Below are 19,509 nucleotides of genomic sequence, written 5' to 3'. Positions count from 1 at the left end.
CATGAAACTTCCTCATCCCGACCCGTTGGCCGAGCGTGCGAAACGGGCGGCGGCAGCAGCGGCGGCGAGCATCGAGCGCGCGGGCACGCGCGCGATGGCGGACGAGCGCGCCGTGTCCGATCTGCTCGCGGCCGCGTTGAACGCGCCGCCCGCGGCCGAGCTGCCGGTGATGGTGCTGCTCGTGGACGATCAGGCGATCATCGCGGAGGCGCTGCGCCGCGCGCTCGCGGAAGAGACGAACGTCGATCTGCATTACTGCGCGAATCCCGAAGAGGCGTTGCGCACCGCGCAGGAAACGCGGCCGACGGTGATCCTGCAGGATCTCGTGATGCCCGGCGTCGATGGCCTGACGCTCGTGCGTCAGTACCGCGAGCATCCCGCGACGCGCGATATCCCGATCATCGTGCTTTCGACGAAGGAAGAGCCGCGCATCAAGAGCGCGGCCTTCGCGGCGGGCGCGAACGATTACCTCGTGAAGCTGCCCGACACGATCGAGCTCGTCGCGCGCGTGCGCTATCACTCGCGTTCGTATCAAAACCTGCTGCAGCGCGACGAGGCGTATCGCGCGCTGCGTCAGTCGCAGCAGAAACTGCTCGAAACGAACCTGGAATTGCAGCGTTTGACGCACTCGGACGGCCTGACGGGTCTGTCCAACCGCCGCCGTCTCGATGATTATCTGGATGCCGAATGGCGCCGCGCGTCGCGCGAGCATACGGCCATCGGTTTCCTGATGATCGATGTCGACAACTTCAAGTCGTACAACGACACGTATGGCCACGTTGCCGGCGATGACGTGCTGAAGCTCGTCGCGCATACGATCGAGACGAGCCTCGGCAGTCCCACCGATCTGGCCGCGCGCTTCGGCGGCGAGGAATTTGCGGTGGTGCTGATGTCGTCGTCGGCGCCGGGCTTGCGGCTGCTCGGCGAGAAAATCCGCATCGCGGTGGAGGCGCTCAACGTGCCGCACACCGGTTCGGCGAACGGGCGCGTCACGATCAGCATCGGCGGCGCGATGCAGACGGCGATGCGCGAAGATACGTCGAAGCAGCTCGTGGAAGCGGCGGATCTCGCGCTTTATCGCGCGAAGCGGGACGGGAAGAATCGCGTGATCATTACGTAATCCGTTTCAGGCGATCAAGCATGCGAAAACGCGCAGCCTTCGGCGAAGCCCGCGCGTTTCTTCTTTACAGCGCTCGTCGCGGCGAGATCGTCATCGCCTGAACACGCCGAGCAGGAGCGTTGCGAGAAAGATCACGATGAAGATGAAGAACAGGATCTTGGCGATTTCCGCCGCGCCCGTTGCGATCCCGCCGAAGCCGAAAACGGCCGCGATGATCGCGATGATGAAGAAGATGACAGCGTAACGGAGCATGGAGTCCTCCCGTGGGATGGGTTGATCGTCGTTCGCATGCGGACTGATGCCGCCGCGGCTTCGCTCTTCGGTTTCGCGTCGCGCATCGTTGCGCGACGCGAACGCTCAAAGCAACGGCTGTGCCCAGCAAAAACGCCGCAATGCCAGAAAACATTGCGGCGTCGCGGATCACGCCTTCATCGGCGCGATGGGCCCGGCTGTCGAGGCTAACGGCCTAGTGTGCGATCGGAGTCGGAATCATCGTCGATGTCGTCTTCGTCATCGACGCGGTTGAGCGCATCCGGCAGGTTGTTCTCCAGTTCATCGCGTTCGATCTGATCGGCTAGGTCGAGGGATTTGCGCGTGGCGGGACCGGACGGGCGATTGGCTCCAGACATGGCGTACTCCTTGAACAGATTTCAAAGCCGCGCCGACGATTCGGCGCGAACCAACGGACTAGCAAGGCATGTACGCGCCGGACTGATTTGCCGCCTTAAAGGATCGCTTAAGGATCACTCGAGGATCGTTGGGGCGGCGAGGCGGACAGTCGTAGCTGACGGAAAAGAAACGCAGTCCCAATCTTGCAAGCGGGACGGCAGATTTTGCGTGCCGGCGCGTAAGACCAGTATGCACCGGTCGGGCGCCGAGGCAAAGAGGGTGCGCGCTTTTCGCCCGGTGCGCGCCCCTTCGCCGCTTCGCGCGGTCATGCGAAAAGATGGGCGGCGATCGGGTACAGCGACAGCACGAGCAGCGCGGCCATCGTGATGTTGAACACGCGCAGCCAGCGCGGATTCGCGAGAAAACGCCGCAGCGACATGCCGAACGCCGCCCACATCGTGATGCACGGCAGCCCGATCACGACGAGCACGAGCGCCATCAGCGCGGCATTCAGGGAAAGACTCGCGTGCAGATGGATGGTCGTCGCCGCGGTGAGCACCATCATCCACGCTTTGGGATTGATCCACTGGAAGGCGATCGCTTCGTGAAAGCGCATCGGGCGGCCCTGGCCATCGCGCATCTGCACCGACGACGACGTGCCGATCTTCCACGCCAGATACAGCAGATACGCGACGCTCGCCGCTTCCAGCACCGTGTAGAGCCACGGCAGCCGCTCGAACGCCTGCGCGAGCCCGAGACCGACCGCGATCATCAGAATAGCCATGCCCGCGCTGATGCCGAGCACGTGCGGCACGGTGCGCCTGAGGCCGAAATTGACGCCCGAGGCGAGCAGCATCGTGTTGTTGGGGCCGGGCGTGATGGTCGTCACCAGCGCGAACAGCGCGGCGGCGGGCAGGGCGTTCAGGAGTTCGGGGGGCATGGCGCGCTCCGGGTAATGAATGACTCGACGAGCGCCCAGTGTACGGGAGGTGTCCGGTACAGTACCGGTACAGATTCTCAGGCGAGTTCCGGTACGGTGTCCAGGTCATTTCCGAGCGCGGCGGCGTGGACCGCCGCGCCTTTCGCCGTCATACGGGGAACGGGTTGCGCTCCGAGAAGCCCTGCTGATGCCAGTACGGATAGGCGGGCCGCACCGCGCTCGCGTCGTCGAGCTTCTTCACCTGCCCGGGCGTCAGGTTCCAGCCGACCGCGCCGAGGTTTTGCCTGAGTTGATCCTCGTCGCGCGCGCCGATGAGCACCGTCGCCACGGTCGGGCGCTGCAGCAGCCAGTTGAGCGCGATCTGCGGCACGGTCTTGCCGGTTTCCTCGGCGATGGCGTCGAGCGCATCGACCACGCGGTACAGGTAGTCGTCCGGCACCGGCGGCCCCATGTCGGCGGTTTTGTGCAGGCGGCTCGTCGCGGGCAGCGTCTGGCCGCGCCGGATCTTGCCGGTGAGGCGGCCCCAGCCGAGCGGACTCCACACGATCGCGCCGACGCCCTGATCGAGCCCGAGCGGCATCAGCTCCCATTCGTAATCGCGGCCGATGAGCGAGTAGTACGTCTGATTCGCGACGTAGCGCGGATAACCGTAGCGGTCCGCCACATCGAGCGATTTCTGCAGATGCCAGCCCGAGAAATTCGACACGCCCGTGTAGCGGATCTTGCCCGCGCGCACGAGATCGTCGAGTGTCGAAAGCGTCTCCTCGACGGGCGTTTTCGCGTCGAAGCCATGCAGCTGGAACACGTCGATGTAGTCGGTCTGCAGGCGTGCGAGCGCCGCGTTCACGGCCTGAATCAGATGAAAGCGCGATGAACCGACGGCGTTCGGATCGTTCGGGTCGAAACGGAACGTGGCCTTGGTCGAGACGATGGTCTTGTCGCGCCGGCCCTTGATCGCCTCGCCGAGTATCGATTCCGATGTGCCGTGCGAGTAGACGTCGGCGGTGTCGAACATCGTGACGCCCGCATCGAGACAGATGTCGACGAGCTTGCGCGCTTCGCTCACGTCGGTTTCGCCCCAGGCCTGGAAGAATTCGCCCTTGCCGCCGAAGGTGCCGGTGCCGAAGCTCAGGACGGGAACCTTGAAGCCCGATGCGCCGAGATGTCGATATTCCATTGCGTGTCCTCGTGGATGAAGTCCGTGGGCGCCGCGCTTCGTGCGTGCAGGGCGGCGCAACGAATGTTCATCGACGAGACTACCGCAACGGCTCATCGCATGCAGAGCGCGCCGCTAGCGATGATGTTGCGCCGCGCGCTCGCCCAGCGAATCGTAGATCGGCGGCACGCGCAGCAGCATCGGCACGATCATCGCGGTGAAGCAGGCGGTGAGCATCGGCAGGAGCAGGGTGAAGCTCGCCGTCATCTCCGTGACGAGCACGATGCCCGTGACCGGCGCGCGCACGACCGCGACGAAGAACGCCGCCATGCCGACCACCGCGAACGTGCTCGTGTCGCCGGTGGCGGGCGCCATGCCGGGGAACCAGTCGAGGCAGACGCGGCCGAATACGAGACCGGTCTGCGCGCCGAGCACGAGCATCGGCGCGAAGATGCCGCCGGGCGTGCCCGCCGCGTAGGACACCGGGCCCACGAAGAAGCGCAGCGCGAACATCGCGATCACGCCGGCGATCGTGCCGCGGCCCAGCAAAGCGCGCTCGGTCAGCGCGTCGCCGCCGCCGACGAGATCCGGCGCGAACCACGCGAGCAGGCCGATCGCCGCGCCGACCGCCGCCGCGCGCACGGTCGCATGTTTCACCGATGCGGGATGCGCGATCGCATCGGCGGCATCGAGCGTCCACAGAATGACGCGGCTATACGCCGCACCCAAAAGCCCCAGCAGCGCGCCGAGCAAAAGATGCGCGCCGGTCATTTCGAAGCCGGGAAAGGGTTGCGCCGGAACGTGGAAGTCGGGCAGATCGCCGTGCAGCAGACGCGCCATCGCGATCGCGCTCGCCGATGCGCCGAGCGCCGCCACCGCCGTGCGCGTGTGGAAACGCCGCATCAGTTCCTCCAGCACGAACACCGCGCCCGCGATCGGCGCGTTGAAGGCGGTCGCGAGCCCCGCGCCCGCGCCCGCCGCGAGCAGCACGCGGCAATCGTCGGCGTTGCGTTTGAAGATCCCGCCGATGACATGCGCGATCGATGCGCCCATCTGCACCGTCGGGCCTTCGCGGCCGAGCGCGAGTCCCGCGCCGATGGCGAGCACGCCGCCCGCGAACTTGATCGGTATGAGCACGAGCGGCGCGGGCGGCAACGTGCTGTGCAGCACCGCTTCGACATGCGGAATGCCGCTGCCGCTCGCCATGGGCGCGAAGCGCGCGACGAGCCACGCCGCGAGACCGCTCGCCACGGCCGCGGCGAGGACCACGAGCAGGACGGCGGCATCATGCCCCGCATGCGCCCACGCGACGAACGCGTTGCGCCACGCATCGGCGCGTTCGAGCGCGAAACGAAAGAGCACGCCGATCGCGCCCGTCGCCGCGCCGACGACCACCGACGCCGCCGCGAGCGGAACGAGCCCTGCGCGCTCGTCCTGAATGGTGACATCCGTGACTTCCGTGGCTTCGTCGTCGTTCATCGCGCATGTCGCTCCCGGACCGGCATGTGCATCGAAGCGTAGCACCACGGCGGGCATGTTGTTTGCAAATCGAAAGTCATTTGAACGCGGCGTGCTTCGAGAGGCACATGAGCAACCCCCACCACGACGAGCCCTTTTTCCAGCCGGGACGCAATTGCGCGAGCGTGCGTCATGCCGGGCGCTTCAGTCTTCTCATCGACGGAGCGGATTATTTCCGCGTGCTGCGCGAGGCCATCACGCGCGCGGAACGCACCGTGTTCATCCTCGGCTGGGATATCGACAGCCGCATGAAGCTCACGCCCGAAGGCGCGGACGACGGCTTCCCCGAAGCGCTCGGCGATTTCCTGCACGCGATCGCTTCGACGCGGCGGCGCCTGCGCATCTATATTCTCGCGTGGGACTTCGCGATGCTCTACGCGTTCGAGCGCGAGTGGCTGCCGGTCTACAAGATGGGCTGGCGCACGAACCGGCGCATCGCGTTCCAGATGGACGGCAAGCATCCGCTCGGCGCCTCGCAGCATCAGAAGCTCGTCGTGATAGATGATCGCGTGGCGTTCGTCGGCGGTCTCGATCTCACGCGCTCGCGCTGGGACACGACCGCGCACGCGCCCGACGAGCCGCTGCGCCGCGATGCAAACGGCGCGGCGTATCAGCCGTTTCACGATGTCCACACGATGTTCGACGGCGATGCCGCGCGCGAGATCGGCGTGCTCGCGCGCGAGCGATGGGCGCGCGCATGCGGCAAGCGGCTCGCGATCCGCGCGCATCGCGCGGCGCTTCAGCAAGACCCGTGGCCGCCTTCGCGCCGCGTCGATATCGAAGATGTCGATATCGCGATCTCGCTCACCGAACCCGCGTATCTCGGCCGCGAACCCGTGCAGCAGATTCGCACGCAGTATCTCGATGCCATCGCGCGGGCGCGGCGCAGCATCTATATCGAGAACCAGTACTTCACGTCGGGTGCGATCGGCGCGGCGCTCGCCGCATCGCTCGCGCGCGACGACGGCCCCGATCTCGCCATCGTCGTGCCGCGCAATCAGAGCGGCTGGCTGCAGGAAGTGACGATGGGCGTGCTGCGCGCGCGCCTGCACGCGCTCCTGAAGAACGCCGACACGCACGGACGCTATCGTTTGCTGTGCCCGAGCGTGCCGAAACTCGGCGATCACATCGTCAATGTGCATAGCAAGCTGATGATCGTCGACGATGAATTGCTGATCGTCGGCTCGGCCAACCTGAACAATCGTTCGATGGTGCTCGACAGCGAGTGCAATATCTCCATCGATGCGGGCGCCGATGCGCGCATCCGCCGTTCGATCGCGACGATGCGCGACACGCTGCTCGCGGAGCATCTCGGCTGCGAGCGTGCGGACATCGTGCGCGAGTCCCAGGCGCGCAATGGCATGAACGCGGCGATAGAAGCGCTGCTGCGCGACCGCGACGCGCATCGCACGCTGGTGCCGCTCGATCCGCGCGTGTCGACCGAACTCGATCAGCTGATTCCGCCCGAAGCGCTCATCGATCCCGAAACGCCGATCGCCGCCGACGAGCTCGTCGACCAGTTCGTGCCCGTGCAAAAGGCGCGTCCGCTCATCAGCCGTTTCGCGCTGCTGGGCGTGCTCGCGCTGACGGTCGTCGCCGTCGCGGGTCTGTGGCACTGGACGCCGCTCGCCGATTACGTGAACCTGACCTCGCTCACGCACGCGACGCGCCGCATCGATGCGCTGCCGCTCGCGCCGCTGTGGATCGTCCTCTGCTATGTCGTGGCGGCGGTCGTCGCCGTGCCCATCACGTTGCTGATCGCGACGACAGGTCTCGTCTTCGGCGCGTGGTGGGGCGTGGCCTATGCGTTCGCCGGCACGACGATCGCGGCCGCGATCAGCTATTCGCTCGGCAACTGGCTCGGCCGCGATGCGGTGCGCAAGCTCGCGGGCGCGCGCGTCAACCGGTTGTCGGAGCGCGTGGCGAAACGCGGCATCGTCGCGGTGGTGGTGTTGCGGCTCTTGCCCGTCGCACCGTTTGCGATCGTCAATCTCGTCGCGGGCGCGTCGCATATCCGCATGCGCGACTTCATGCTCGGCACGATGCTCGGCATGGGCCCCGGCATCGTTCTGACGGTGGCCTTCGCGCATCAGCTCGTCGCTTCGCTGCATCGGCCGACGGTCGGCTCGTTCGCGGTGCTGATCGGCATCGGCGCGGTGCTGATCGGTGTGTCGATGCTCCTGCAACGCTTTCTCGGCCGCACGGATCGTCACGACCCGCACGAAGGCGCACCGAGCGATGCCGACAAGCCGCGCGCAAGCGACGAAGCCAAACGCGCGGACGAGCTGCGCCGCCAGGGCACGATGCCGCGCGATGCATCGTCGAAGAACGAGCCTCAGGACGAGGTCAGCTCATGACGCTGATGCACGACGCCGTCATCGAACAGGAAACCCGCGCGCGCGAGTTGCGCATCGCGACTTACAACCTGCACGGCGCGGTGGGCATCGACGGCAGATTCGCGCCGGAGCGCATCGGCGAAGTGCTCGCCGAAATCGATGCCGACATCTTCGCGTTGCAGGAAGTGCCGCTCGGCGGCAGCGGTTCGCACGATGTGCTGGACGTGCTGCAGCGCATGACCGGTCTGCACGCGGTCGCCGGCCCGACGCTCGATACGCCCGAGCGACGCTACGGCAACGCGGTGCTGACGCGCTATCCGGTGCGCGCGGTGCGCACGCTGGATCTCTCGTTCGGAAGCCGCGAGCCGCGCGGCGCGCTCGATGCCGACATCGATTGCGGCGGCGAAGTATGGCGCGTGGTCGCGACGCATCTCGGTCTCGCATCGAGCGAAAGGCGCGCGCAAGTGGAGCAGGTGCTGCAAAGCTTCGATACGCCCGCGCTGCCCGTGATCCTGCTCGGCGACCTCAACGAGTGGTTCGTCTATGGCCGCACGTTGCGGCGGCTCGTCACGCACTTTCATCGCGCGAGCGCGTTTCGCACCTTTCCCACGCGCTGTCCGCTCTTCGCGCTCGACCGCATCTGGGTGCATCCGGGCGAGCGTCTCATGCGTGTCGATGTGCATCGCACACGCCTTTCGCGCATCGCTTCCGATCACTATCCGCTCATCGCTCACATCGCGCATCGCGCGTTTACCTCTTCTGTGCAGCGATGAAATGCATCGCGCGTCGTCTGTAAACGCATCGAAGAACATCGTGAATGTCGGTCCCGTTGCTGATGTGTCAGCGCGGCACCACGAAAAACCCCTATAAAAACGATATAAAAGCGCAAAAGACTCGCACGAACACGCCTGGCGTATGTAGAATCCGGCGTGATACGAACGCATCGGTGCGGACGTATTCGAACATCACTGACCAAAAACAGGTAGGAGAAACATGTCGACTTCCGCTAAAACCGCTGCCAAGAAAGCCCCGGCCAAGAAGGCCACGGCGAAGACCGCCGCCGCACCGGCCAAGAAAGCAGCAGCACCGAAGGTTGCCGCAAAGAAAGTAGCCGCGAAGAAGACCACGGGCGCTCCCTCGCCGATCAAGGACACGTTCACGAAGGCATCGCTCGCGACGCATCTCTCCGAGCGCGCCGCTGTCGAACTGAAGGCGGTGAAGGCCGTGCTGGTCGCGCTGGAAGACACCATCCTCGGCTCGATCCACAAGAAGGGCGCAGGCGAGTTCACGCTGTCGGGTCTGCTGAAGATCTCCGCGCAAGCCGTGCCGGCGAAGAAGAAGCGCTTCGGCAAGGACCCGTTCACGGGTGAAGAGCGCTGGTTCCCGGCAAAGCCGGCAAGCGTCCGCATCAAGGCACGCGCGCTGAAGAAGCTGAAGGACGCAGCGGCTTAAGCTTCGTTCCCGAGCGTTTCAGGCTTCGGTTTCGTCGACGAAATCGAAGCGCGATGAAAAAGAGGCCAGCTTCCCTTCATTGGGATGCTGGCCTCTTTTGCTTTTGATTTTTCGATCAGCCGCGTTTGTTGTGCTCAGCGAAGACATCGCTCAACCAATCCGCGAAAACCCGTACGCGAGCGGACAATTGACGGTTATGCGGATAGAGCACGGAGACGGGCATCGGCGGTGGCGGAAGATCCGGAAGCAGCACTTGCAGGCGGCCATCGGCGAGCGCATCGTCGACGTGATAGCGCGGCACCTGCACGATGCCCAATCCTGCGAGCGCCGCTTGCGTATAGAGTTCGACGCCCGTCACCGACACGGCGGCTTTCAGTTCGATCGTCTCGACGCGCTCGTTCATCGTAAACTCGAGCGGCAGCACACGCCCCGTCGCGCTCGATACGAAGTTCACCGCGCGATGCGATGCGAGCGCTTCGACATCGTCCGGCACGCCTTCGCGCGACAGATACGCGGGGCTTGCCACCGTCACCTGTTCGAGCAGCGCAACGCGCCGGCCGACCATCGACGAGTCCTGCAAGGTGCCCGCGCGCAGCACGCAATCCACGCCTTCACGCACGAGATCGACGAGCCTGTCGTCCTCGCCGATCTGCAGTTCGATCTGCCTGTGGCGTTCGAGAAACGCGGGCAAGCCCGGCATGATGAAATGCCGCGCGAGCGTGCCTTGCAGGTTCACGCGCAAGAGGCCCTTCGGCTCCGCATGCCTGAACGAGCCTTCCGCTTCTTCCAGATCCGCGATGAGACGCACGCAGCGCCGATAGTGCGCCTCGCCGTCGAGCGTGAGGCGCACGGTGCGGGTCGTGCGTTCGAGCAGCCGCGCGCCGAGCCGCTCTTCCATGCGCTTCATCAGATTGGTGACGGTGGCGCGCGGCATTTGCAGATCGTCGGCGGCCTGCGTGAAGCTGTGCCGTTCCGCGATGCGCACGAATACCTGCATTTCCTGGAATCGGTCCATGAGCGCTCGGGATTGTTGAAGCAACTGGAACGATGATACTAAGCCACGCACGATGATCGCGAAAACGGAATGATTCATCATGCTTCCCATCGAACAGCCAACCTTGAGGAGCACATCATGAGTCAGACCCAATCGAAGCGCGTGGCCATCGTCACGGGCGCGTCGCGCGGCATCGGCGCTGAAATTGCGCGGCGTCTCGCACGCGACGGCTTCGCGGTCGCGGTGAACTATGCATCGAGCGCGAAGGAAGCGGACGCGCTCGTCGGGCAATTGCGCGAAGCGGGCGGCGCGGCGATCGCGGTGAAGGCGGACGTCGCGAACGCGGAGGACGTGCGTGGCATGTTCGAGACCGTCGAAGCGCAACTCGGCCGTGTAGATGCGCTGATCAACAACGCGGGCGTGCTGAAGACCGTGCCGCTCGCCGACACGAGCGACGCGCTCTACGATCAGACCTTCGACATCAATGTGCGCGGCACCTTCAACACGCTGCGCGAAGCGGCGGCGCGCATGAACGGCGGCGGGCGCATCGTCAACTTTTCGAGCACGACGCTCGCGCTCAATATGCCCGGCTACGCGATCTACAACGCGACGAAGGCGGCGGTCGAATCGTTCACGCATGTGTTCGCGAAGGAATTGCGCGGGCGCGGCATCACGGTGAACGCCGTGGCGCCGGGACCGGTGGCGACGTCGCTGTTCCTCGACGGCAAGACCGACGAGCAGATCGCCACGTTCTCGAAGATGGCGCCGCTGGAAAGACTCGGTCAGCCGGACGACATCGCGGCGGTCGTCGCGTTTCTCGTCGGGCCGGATGCGGCCTGGGTCAACGGGCAGGTGTTGCGCGCGAACGGCGGCATCGCCTGAGCGCGCGATGGCGCGTCAGAAGCCAAGCGCGAACTGATCGGCGGCGATCGCGCGGCGCTTCGTCGCGCGCTTCGTTTGTTGCGTATGTTGTGTGTGTTGCGCGACGACGGCGCGCGCGGGCGCTTCTTGTACGACGAGATCGAACGCGGGCCGCGTGTCGCAGGCGATCCAGCTCAACTGTCCCGACGCGAGGCGTTTCGCGATCAGCCCGTAGACGTCGGAATCGAACGGGCGCGGCGCGGGCGCGTCCGCGAGCAGCGGCGCGATCTCGTCGCGCGTCGCGCACGTGCCGATATAGCACCATCGGTCGATCACATGCCATGCCTCGCGGCCCGTCTCTTCGTCGCGCTCGCAAATGGCGATCGGTCCTTCATGCGGCCAGCGCACGAGGCGCGCGCTTTCCAGTGCGTCGAGCGCGCGCGCCGCGTGATCCGCGAGCGTTTCGATGCCCGCGCACGATCCGAGGCAACGTTTCACCTGATAGCCGAAGCAGCCGCGACCGGGCGAAAGCGGCGCTTTTTCGAGCCCGAGCGTCGCGTGACACAGCGTGTGCTCATCGGCGAAATGACGCATGAACGCGTGCGCCTTCGCCCGCGATGCGAACACGCCGAAGAGATGCGCCTCGCGCGACAGATCGCGTCTGCTCGCCCTGATGAGCGTCGGCGCGCTCGCGCCCGGCAGCCATTGCCACGCGCACGTTCCCGACGCGCCCTTGAGCAGGCGATTATGCGTCGGCTTGAGATCCTTCACGAGCTTCGCTTCGAGCAGCAGCGCGCCGAGCTCTCCGAGCGTCTCGCGGCATTCGATCCGGCGGATGGCCTGCGAGATCGACAAGTCCTTCTGAAGCCTGTGATCGCCCGAAAAATGCGCCGCGACGCGCTGTTTGAGATTGATGCTCTTGCCGACATAGAGCGGCACGTCGTCGTCGCCGTGAAAGAGATAGACGCCGGGCGTCGACGGCAGCGCATCGAGCGCGCCTTCCGGCAGCGCGGCGGGCAGGCTCGCGCGCTTCACGAGCGTCTTGATCGCGGCATCGACGAGATCCTGCGAATAGAGCGCGTGAATCTTCTGCCAGAACTGCCAGAGCAGATCGGCGTCGGCGAGCGCGCGATGGCGTCCTTCGGGCGCGAGATTCAGCCGCGCGATGAGCGCATCGAGACCATGCCGTTCGACCGATGGAAAGAGCGCGCGCGATAGCCGCACCGTGCACAGCGTATCCGCGCGAAACGCAATGCCCGCGCGGCGGAACTCGTTCTTCAGAAAGCCGTAATCGAAGCGCGCGTTGTGCGCGACGAAGAGCTTGCCGTGCAGACGCTCGGCAAGCGCGGGCGCGAGCGATTCGAACGTGGGCTGGCCGCGCAGCATCGCGTCTTCGATGCCCGTCAGGCGCGAGATGAACGGTGGCACTGCCACGCCCGGATCGACGAGCACGCTCCAGCGCTCGATGCCCGCCGTGCTCGCCTCCACGACGCCGATTTCGGTGATGCGGTCCTCGGTCGCGTTCGAGCCGGTGGTTTCCAGATCGACGAACACGATCGGCCGCGCGAGGCCGGCGAGCAGGGCATCGGCTAGGGAATCGGGGAGAGAAGCGGCTTCGTCTTGGAGGGCTTCGGACATGATGAAACGTTGAGCGCAAGCGGGCAGTCTAGCGCGAAAACACGATGCACCATGAACGCGCGTTAAAAAAGTGGCACACGTCACGCACTTTCGTCCGATACTGCAATGAAATGCGCCGAAAAACGAAGGACGCACATGATGCAGATCTACGATGAAATGCGTCAGGACGACACCGTGCGCAGCCACTACGCACGGTTTTCCCGCTGGCTCGACATGCAGAGCCCGGAGATCATCGCGCGCAAGCGGGCCGAGGCCGATGTGCTGTTCCGGCGCGTGGGCATCACCTTCGCGGTGAACGGCGATCTGTCCGGCACCGAGCGCCTCATTCCCTTCGACATGATTCCGCGCATCATTCCCGGCGACGAATGGCGCGTGCTCGAAGCGGGTTTGCGGCAGCGCGTGCGGGCGCTCAATCTCTTTCTGCACGACATCTATCACGAGGGCGATATCGTCCTCGCCGGGCGCATTCCGGCCGAGCAGGTCTACACGAACGCGCAATATCGGCCGGAGATGCAGGGCGTCGACGTGCCGCTCGATGTGTACGCGCATATCGCGGGCATCGACGTGGTGCGCGCGGGCGAGGCGGGCGAGTTCTACGTGCTCGAAGACAATCTGCGCGTGCCGTCGGGCGTGTCGTACATGCTCGAAAACCGCAAGATGATGATGCGGCTCTTTCCCGAGCTCTTCGTGCAGAACCGCGTGGCGCCGGTCGCGCATTATCCCGACCTGCTGCTGGAAACGTTGCGCTCGATCGCGCCCGAAGGCGTCGACGATCCCGCGGTCGTCGTGCTCACGCCCGGCATGTACAACTCGGCCTACTTCGAGCACACGTTCCTCGCGCAGCAGATGGGCGTGGAGCTCGTCGAAGGCAAGGATCTCTTCGTCGACGACAATTACGTCTTCATGCGCACGACGCACGGACCGCGCCGCGTCGACGTGATCTATCGCCGCGTCGACGACGACTTTCTCGATCCGCTCGCCTTTCGCGCGGATTCGGTGCTCGGCATTCCGGGGCTGCTCACGTCGTATCGCGCCGGGCGCGTGACGCTCGCGAACGCGATGGGCACCGGCATCGCCGACGACAAATCGATCTATCCGTTCGTGCCCGACATGATCGAGTTCTATCTCGGCGAGAAGCCGATCCTCAACAACGTGCCGACGTATCAATGCCGCAAGCCCGACGACCTCGCGTACACGCTCGCGAATCTCGCGCAGCTCGTCGTGAAGGAAGTGCACGGCGCGGGCGGCTACGGCATGCTCGTCGGGCCGGCATCGACGAGCGGTGAAATCGAAGCCTTCCGCGCGCGGCTCGTCGCGCGGCCCGAGGGCTATATCGCCCAGCCGACGCTCTCGCTCTCCGCGTGCCCGACCTTCGTCGAGGCGGGCATCGCGCCGCGTCATATCGATTTGCGGCCGTTCGTGCTTTCGGGCCGCGAAGTGTCGATGTGCGCGGGCGGCCTCACGCGCGTCGCGCTGCGTGAAGGCTCGCTCGTCGTCAACTCGTCGCAGGGCGGCGGGACGAAGGATACGTGGACGGTCGAATAACTCACTGCGCACACTGTCATGCTGAGCCGCACTGCCGATCACCTGTTCTGGATGGCGCGCTACATGGAGCGCGCGGAGAACACCGCGCGCATGCTCGACATCAACATGGAAGGCGCGCTCCTGCCGCAAACGCCGGAGCAGGAGGCGCGCGCGCAACGCTCGGTGCTGAAGATTTCCGAGCTCGAAGACATGTTCGACGAGCGGCATCCGGGATCGCGCTCGCGCGAGGACATGCTGCATTTCATGGCCGCGGACGCGCGCAATCCGTCGAGCATTCTTTCCTGTCTGCAGGCGACGCGCGAGAACGCGCGCGCGGTGCGCGGCACGCTCACGACGGAAGGCTGGGAGACGATCAACTTCACGTGGCTCGAGTTCAATCAGCGGCTCGCGAACGGCGAGCTCGAAACGAGCCCGGACACGCTCTTCGAATGGGTCAAGTACCGCTCGAACCTGTGCCGCGGCGTGATGCAGGGCACCGCGCTGCGCGACGATGCGTTCTTCTTCATGCAGCTCGGCGCCTATCTGGAGCGCGCGGACAACACGGCGCGCATTCTCGATGTGCGCTTCGCCGATGCCACGCCCAACTCGCGCGAGGCGGCGCGCCAGCTCGAAGACTTCTATTACTGGACGTCGATCCTCAGTTCGGTGTCGGCGCTGGAGATCTATCGCAAGGTGTATCGCGATGTCGTGACGCCTGCGCGCGTCGTCGAACTGCTGATTCTCAACGAGCAGATGCCGCGCTCGCTGATCGCGTCGCTCGACGGCGTCTGCGACACGCTCGCGAAGCTGCGCACCGATGCATCGAAGGAATGCGAGCGCTTCGCGGGCAAGCTGCGCGCCGACGTGCTGTACGCCGACATCCGCCAGATTCTGGAGGCGGGCGTGCACGCGTGGCTCACGCAGTTCCTGAAGCGCGTCGATGAACTGGGACTGCGGGTGATGCATACCTTCCTCATGTTGCCGATCGCGTGATCATGCTGCTGACCATTCGCCACGACATCCGCTACCGCTACGCCGCGCCGGTCACGTATTCGATCCAGCAGTTCCGCGTGACGCCCGCGAGCGGCGCGTCGCAGCTCGTGCGGCACTGGCATGTCGATGCGCCGGGCAAGCTCGACGCCGCGCGCGACGCCTACGGCAATGCGCTGCACACGCTCGTGCTGACGAAGCCGCACAGCGAGCTGCATGTGAGCGTGGCGGGCGAGGTCGAGACCGAAGCACTCGCCGATGGCCGCCTCTTCGACGAAGCCGGCCCGATTCCGCTCGAGCATTTCACCTGCGCGACGCCGCTGACGACGCCCGATGCCGCGATCCGCGAGCTCGCGCATCGCGTGGCATCGCTCGACACGTCCGCGTCGCTCGTCGCGCTGATGGAGCGTATCGCGGAGAGCGTGCGGTATCGCAATGAGCCGGCGTACGCGGCGGGCACGGCGGCGCTCGCGCTCGCAAGCGGTTTCGGCGATGCGCGCGATTTCGCGCATCTGCTGCTCGCGTGCTGCCGAGCGCGGGGCGTGCCGGCGCGCTGCGTGAGCGGCTATGTCGATGGGGGCGCGGACGCCGACCTCAAGCTGCACGCCTGGGCCGATGTCTGGATGGAGCACGGCTGGGTGTCGGTGGACGCGACGCAGGCCGGTTTCGCGGGCGAGCGCCACTGCCGCCTCGCGGTCGCGCGAGACCATGAAGCGGCGGCGCCGGTGCGCGGCGCGCGCGTGGGCGGCAAGGAGGAGACGCTGACGGTGCACGTCGACATCGATGCGCAGCCGGACCAGTGAACGGATGAATGCGACGCACGGTCGCGCTCAGTACAATGAGGGTTTGCTTGCTTCAGGACGGATCGACATGACTTATTGCGTGGGCATGTGCGTGGACGAGGGACTCGTGTTCCTCGCCGACACGCGCACCAACGCCGGCGTGGACCACGTGAGCGCCGCGCGCAAGATGGCTGTGTTCGAACAGCCGGGCGAGCGCGTGCTCGTCCTGCTCGCGGCGGGCAATCTCGCGCTGACGCAGGCGGTGACGCATCTGCTTGCGGAGCCGTCCGATCCCAACGCGCCCACGCTCTATAGCGCGCCGAACATGGCGGAGGCGGCGCGCATCGTCGGCGATGCGGTGCGCGAGGTGCATCGGCGCGATGCCTTGTCGCTCGCGGAATTCAGCGTCGACTTCAATTGCAGCTTCATCCTCGGCGGGCAGATCTGCGGCCAGCCGCCGCGCATGTTCATGATTTACGCGGCGGGCAATTTCATCGAATCGACGCGCGTGTCGCCGTATTTCCAGATCGGCGAATCGAAGTACGGCAAGCCGATCATCGACCGCGTGATCACGCCGGCCTCGCCGCTCGACGAAGCCGCCAAATGCGCGCTCATTTCGATGGATTCCACGCTGCGCTCGAATCTATCGGTCGGCCTGCCGCTCGATCTGCTGGTGTATGAGAAGAACTCGCTGCGCGTGACGCGCTTCGCCACGCTCGACAACAACAGCACGTATTACCAGATGATCAACAAGACGTGGGGCGAGCGCCTGCGGCAGTTGTTTGGCGAGATTCCGAACCCGTCGTGGACCGATCTCGACAACGTGCCGCTGCGCCCGCGCGAGACGCGCAGCACGGTGCCGCGGCTTGTCATCGGCGATCTGCCTTGCCCGGACGCGCCCGCGCAGACGCTCGCCGAGGACATGAACCCGACGGGCAACGCGCCGCAACAGTAAATCCGCTCAGCGCGCGGAGGCCGCGCATTGCAGCGGTTGCGCCATGCTTGCCCTGATCGCGCGCATCTTCTGCGGTGAATCGGCGAGCACGGCGTTCACGCCCAGACAGGCGGCGGCGCGATAGTCGTCGGCGTTGTCGATGCCGATTGCGAGAATCCGCACGTCTGCGTTGGTGCGGAAGCATTTCACCGCTTCGGGCGTCCAGAGCCTCGCCGTGACCGCGGAACGCGCCTCGCCGAGCGTGAACGTTTCCACCAGTTCCATCTTTCTCGCGAATTCGAACGCCGTCCAGACGCCCGTCTGCGGCGCGTCTTCACACGTATGCGACAGCGCGGCGGCGGCAAGCCGTGCGCGGGTCGCGTCGCGCGATTCGAACAGGCGCGCCTGTGCCTTGGGATAGGCGGCGAACGTCGTCTGATAGGCGGCGTCGGTCGAGTAGATGAGGACGCGCTGCCAGGCGTTTTCTTCATCCAGCACGCGGGCGACGGCCGCCGTCTGCGGCTCGGCCGGCGTGGCCTTCATGTCGAGCATCACGGGCATGGCGGGCGGGATCGCGCGCAACGCTTCGGCGAGCGATGGGATCCGTACCGGCTGATCGCGATACGGGTAACGCTTCGTGCCGCCCGCATCGATGCGAGCGAAGTTCCAGCCCGCGTTCAGACGCTCGAGATCGGCGAAGTCGAGCGTGGCGACCGCGCCGCGGCCATCGGTGTTCGTCGAAAGATCGGCCGGGCGATAGAGCACGGGAATGCCGTCGCGCGTGAGCTGCACGGTGAGCCAGATCGCATCGGCGTGGTTCTCGAGCGCGCCTTGAATGGCGATCAGCGTGTTCTCGGGATAGTCCGCGGTGCCGCCGCGATGCGCGACGATCATCGGCAGGCCACGGGAATCGTCGGCATGAGCGGGTGAAATACTGCCCGGGCCGCATCCGGCGCTCGTGAGACAGGCGGCGAGCGATGCGGCGAGCGCGAAGGTTCGGGCAAGGCGGGAGCGAATGGGCATTTGAGAATCTCTCGGAATTGGAGGTCCGGGCGATTCTGCTGCGATGTGCGGCTTGGCTGACAACCGCGCGGTCGATGTTGACAATTTATTGCCGTTTTCGCGCGCATAAAAAAAACAGCCACCGGCAAGACCGATGGCTGTTCGAGGGTACTGCGGTCCTCCCGACGTGGCACTTGCGTGCCACGCCAGTCGGTTGTTCTTAGAACTTGTGGCGCATGCCCACGATGACGATTTCCTGGTGGTTGCGGCCGCTTTCGAAGCCGTACGAACCGATCGACGCTTGCGCCGATGCGGTCGAACCATCCGACTGGCGCTGGTCGCCGCTTGCGTGCTGGTAAGCAGCAACAGCGTAGAAGTCGGTGCGCTTCGAGATCGAGTAGTCCGCACCCAGGCTGACCTGGTTGTACGTCGCCGACGTGTCGCCACCCGCCTTCGTGTAGGTGTAGCCCAGACCCGTCAACAGAGCCGGCGTGACCTGGAAGTTCACGAAGGCGTTGCCGGTGTTGTAGTGCTGCGAACCGAAGAACGACGAGCCGTCCGACTTGTATTGCGCGTTGCTGTACGAACCGCCGACCGTGAAGGCGCCGATCGAGTACTGGATCGCGCCGCGGGCGATGCCGATGGCCTTGGCCGACGAGTACGCCGCGTTGATCGGGCTGTTGAACAGCGAATCCGACGACGGGCTGTTCCAGCCGCCTTCCGTGCCGTTGGCGCGACGGCCAGCGGTCGGGTTGTTCGCGTAGAAGTAGCCACCTGCGATAGCCAGCGGGCCGTTGTTGTACGTCGCTGCTGCGGACCACGTCTGACCCTGGCCGGTCGTGCCTGCCAGGTTGCTGAAGCCGTACAGGCCTTCGACCTGGAAGCCGGCGTAGTTCGGCGAAACGTACTTGACGGCGTTCGACGTGCGCAGCGAGTTGTCGTAGTTGTCGACGTCACCCGGCGTCGCGACGATCGCGCCCCAGTAGTTGTCAGCCGTGATGCCCTGAACCATGTCGACGAGCGGGTCGTACTGGCGGCCCAGCGTGACCGTGCCCCACTGGTTGCCCGACAGACCGACGAACGCCTGACGACCGAATTCGCGGCCGCCCTGGTTCAGACGGCCGGTGCCGACGTCAAAACCGTTTTCCAACTGGAAGATTGCCTTCAGGCCGCCGCCCAGGTCTTCCTGACCCTTCAGGCCCCAGCGGTCGCCCGACAGGTTGCCGTTGATCATGCCGAAGAGCTTGTCGCCGTTTGCGTTTGCATGGCTCACGTAGCCAAGGCCTGCGTCGATCACGCCGTACAGCGTCACGCTCGTTTGTGCCTGTGCCGCGCCAGCTGCGCCGAGAAGCGCCAGCGAGAGGGACGTCAGTGCGAATTTCTTCATCGAATTCTCCACGCGAATGATTAAAATCGTTGTTGCCGGCGCAGAGAATAACGCAACGTTTCGAAACTTAAGAAACGAAAAAATATAGACTGTCTCGAAAAACACACACTCGGGCTGACGCCCGTCGATCAAGGTTTTCCGGAAATTTAAAGCGGAATTTCGGGAGACAGGCGCGTTCAGAAAAAGTTCCGGGCGCACTCGGAAATGCGAATCGGGCGTTCGCAAGCCAGCAGCGGATTACCCTCGATTCATATAACAAACGGTTT

Annotated in this window: 18 protein-coding genes; 9 read left to right on the top strand and 9 right to left on the bottom strand. The window is 65.3% G+C overall.

The window, feature by feature from the left end; translation table 11 throughout:
- Position 1 precedes the first annotated feature (1 nt).
- Positions 2-1,120, top strand: a complete 1,119-nt coding sequence (locus AWB78_RS30270) for a diguanylate cyclase domain-containing protein (protein ID WP_269768958.1) — start codon at positions 2-4, stop codon at positions 1,118-1,120.
- A 90-nt stretch (positions 1,121-1,210) separates the two neighbouring features.
- Here AWB78_RS30270 and AWB78_RS43150 read toward each other — a convergent pair whose 3' ends face one another.
- From AWB78_RS43150 to clcA, 5 genes are all read right to left on the bottom strand, one after another.
- Complete coding sequence (locus tag AWB78_RS43150) at positions 1,211-1,372, bottom strand: DUF1328 family protein (RefSeq protein WP_008352793.1); 162 nt, start codon at positions 1,370-1,372, stop codon at positions 1,211-1,213.
- Between the two features lie 206 nt (positions 1,373-1,578).
- Entirely contained in the window at positions 1,579-1,749 is a 171-nt protein-coding gene (locus AWB78_RS46860; RefSeq protein WP_157697670.1) for a hypothetical protein, read from the bottom strand.
- A gap of 305 nt (positions 1,750-2,054) precedes the next feature.
- Positions 2,055-2,669: a LysE family translocator gene (locus tag AWB78_RS30265; RefSeq protein WP_062610254.1), complete on the bottom strand. Its 615-nt coding sequence runs from the start codon at positions 2,667-2,669 to the stop codon at positions 2,055-2,057.
- 148 nt (positions 2,670-2,817) lie between these two features.
- Positions 2,818-3,846, bottom strand: coding sequence for an aldo/keto reductase (locus AWB78_RS30260; protein ID WP_062610252.1), 1,029 nt, complete (start codon positions 3,844-3,846; stop codon positions 2,818-2,820).
- A gap of 114 nt (positions 3,847-3,960) precedes the next feature.
- Positions 3,961-5,304: a H(+)/Cl(-) exchange transporter ClcA gene (gene clcA, locus AWB78_RS30255; RefSeq protein ID WP_062610288.1), complete on the bottom strand. Its 1,344-nt coding sequence runs from the start codon at positions 5,302-5,304 to the stop codon at positions 3,961-3,963.
- Between the two features lie 107 nt (positions 5,305-5,411).
- Between clcA and AWB78_RS30250 the strand changes: the two genes are divergently transcribed.
- The 3 genes from AWB78_RS30250 to AWB78_RS30240 all read left to right on the top strand — a co-directional run bounded on the left by AWB78_RS30250 (position 5,412) and on the right by AWB78_RS30240 (position 9,131).
- On the top strand, positions 5,412-7,700 hold the full coding sequence (locus AWB78_RS30250) for a VTT domain-containing protein (protein WP_062610287.1): 2,289 nt from the start codon (positions 5,412-5,414) through the stop codon (positions 7,698-7,700).
- Entirely contained in the window at positions 7,697-8,452 is a 756-nt protein-coding gene (locus AWB78_RS30245; protein ID WP_062610250.1) for an endonuclease/exonuclease/phosphatase family protein, read from the top strand. The genes AWB78_RS30250 and AWB78_RS30245 overlap by 4 nt, the downstream gene beginning before the upstream one ends.
- Before the next feature lie 220 nt (positions 8,453-8,672).
- The gene (locus AWB78_RS30240; RefSeq protein WP_062610248.1) at positions 8,673-9,131 is read left to right on the top strand and encodes an HU family DNA-binding protein; all 459 of its coding nucleotides are present in this window, start codon (positions 8,673-8,675) and stop codon (positions 9,129-9,131) included.
- A 115-nt stretch (positions 9,132-9,246) separates the two neighbouring features.
- On the opposite strand, the gene AWB78_RS30235 is transcribed toward AWB78_RS30240, so the two are convergent.
- Positions 9,247-10,146, bottom strand: a complete 900-nt coding sequence (locus AWB78_RS30235; protein WP_062610285.1) for a LysR family transcriptional regulator — start codon at positions 10,144-10,146, stop codon at positions 9,247-9,249.
- 117 nt (positions 10,147-10,263) lie between these two features.
- On the opposite strand from AWB78_RS30235, the gene AWB78_RS30230 reads away from it, so the two are divergent.
- The gene (locus AWB78_RS30230; protein ID WP_062610246.1) at positions 10,264-11,007 is read left to right on the top strand and encodes an SDR family oxidoreductase; all 744 of its coding nucleotides are present in this window, start codon (positions 10,264-10,266) and stop codon (positions 11,005-11,007) included.
- Between the two features lie 15 nt (positions 11,008-11,022).
- Here AWB78_RS30230 and AWB78_RS30225 read toward each other — a convergent pair whose 3' ends face one another.
- The gene (locus AWB78_RS30225) at positions 11,023-12,624 is read right to left on the bottom strand and encodes a 3'-5' exonuclease family protein (RefSeq protein ID WP_062610244.1); all 1,602 of its coding nucleotides are present in this window, start codon (positions 12,622-12,624) and stop codon (positions 11,023-11,025) included.
- A 138-nt stretch (positions 12,625-12,762) separates the two neighbouring features.
- Between AWB78_RS30225 and AWB78_RS30220 the strand changes: the two genes are divergently transcribed.
- The 4 genes from AWB78_RS30220 (at position 12,763) to AWB78_RS30205 (ending at position 16,875) form a co-directional block, all read left to right on the top strand.
- A complete protein-coding gene (locus AWB78_RS30220) occupies positions 12,763-14,169 on the top strand; it encodes a circularly permuted type 2 ATP-grasp protein (protein ID WP_062610283.1) in 1,407 nt (468 codons plus the stop codon).
- 18 nt (positions 14,170-14,187) lie between these two features.
- Positions 14,188-15,141, top strand: coding sequence for an alpha-E domain-containing protein (locus AWB78_RS30215; RefSeq protein WP_062610242.1), 954 nt, complete (start codon positions 14,188-14,190; stop codon positions 15,139-15,141).
- A gap of 2 nt (positions 15,142-15,143) precedes the next feature.
- Positions 15,144-15,941 (top strand): transglutaminase family protein, encoded by a 798-nt coding sequence (locus tag AWB78_RS30210; protein WP_062610240.1) that lies wholly within the window; start codon positions 15,144-15,146, stop codon positions 15,939-15,941.
- Between the two features lie 67 nt (positions 15,942-16,008).
- A complete protein-coding gene (locus tag AWB78_RS30205; RefSeq protein WP_062610238.1) occupies positions 16,009-16,875 on the top strand; it encodes a proteasome-type protease in 867 nt (288 codons plus the stop codon).
- A gap of 6 nt (positions 16,876-16,881) precedes the next feature.
- Here AWB78_RS30205 and AWB78_RS30200 read toward each other — a convergent pair whose 3' ends face one another.
- Both AWB78_RS30200 and AWB78_RS30195 read right to left on the bottom strand, forming a co-directional pair.
- Complete coding sequence (locus AWB78_RS30200; protein WP_062610236.1) at positions 16,882-17,877, bottom strand: glycerophosphodiester phosphodiesterase family protein; 996 nt, start codon at positions 17,875-17,877, stop codon at positions 16,882-16,884.
- Between the two features lie 199 nt (positions 17,878-18,076).
- Positions 18,077-19,243 carry a porin gene (locus AWB78_RS30195; protein ID WP_062610280.1) on the bottom strand — a complete coding sequence of 389 codons (1,167 nt, stop codon included), beginning with the start codon at positions 19,241-19,243 and terminating at the stop codon, positions 18,077-18,079.
- Positions 19,244-19,509 lie beyond the last annotated feature (266 nt).

Source organism: Caballeronia calidae (genome assembly GCF_900044055.2).
GTDB lineage: Bacteria > Pseudomonadota > Gammaproteobacteria > Burkholderiales > Burkholderiaceae > Caballeronia > Caballeronia calidae.
The sequence above is the reverse complement of the archived record's forward strand: the minus strand, read 5'-3'. Positions and strand labels throughout refer to the sequence as shown.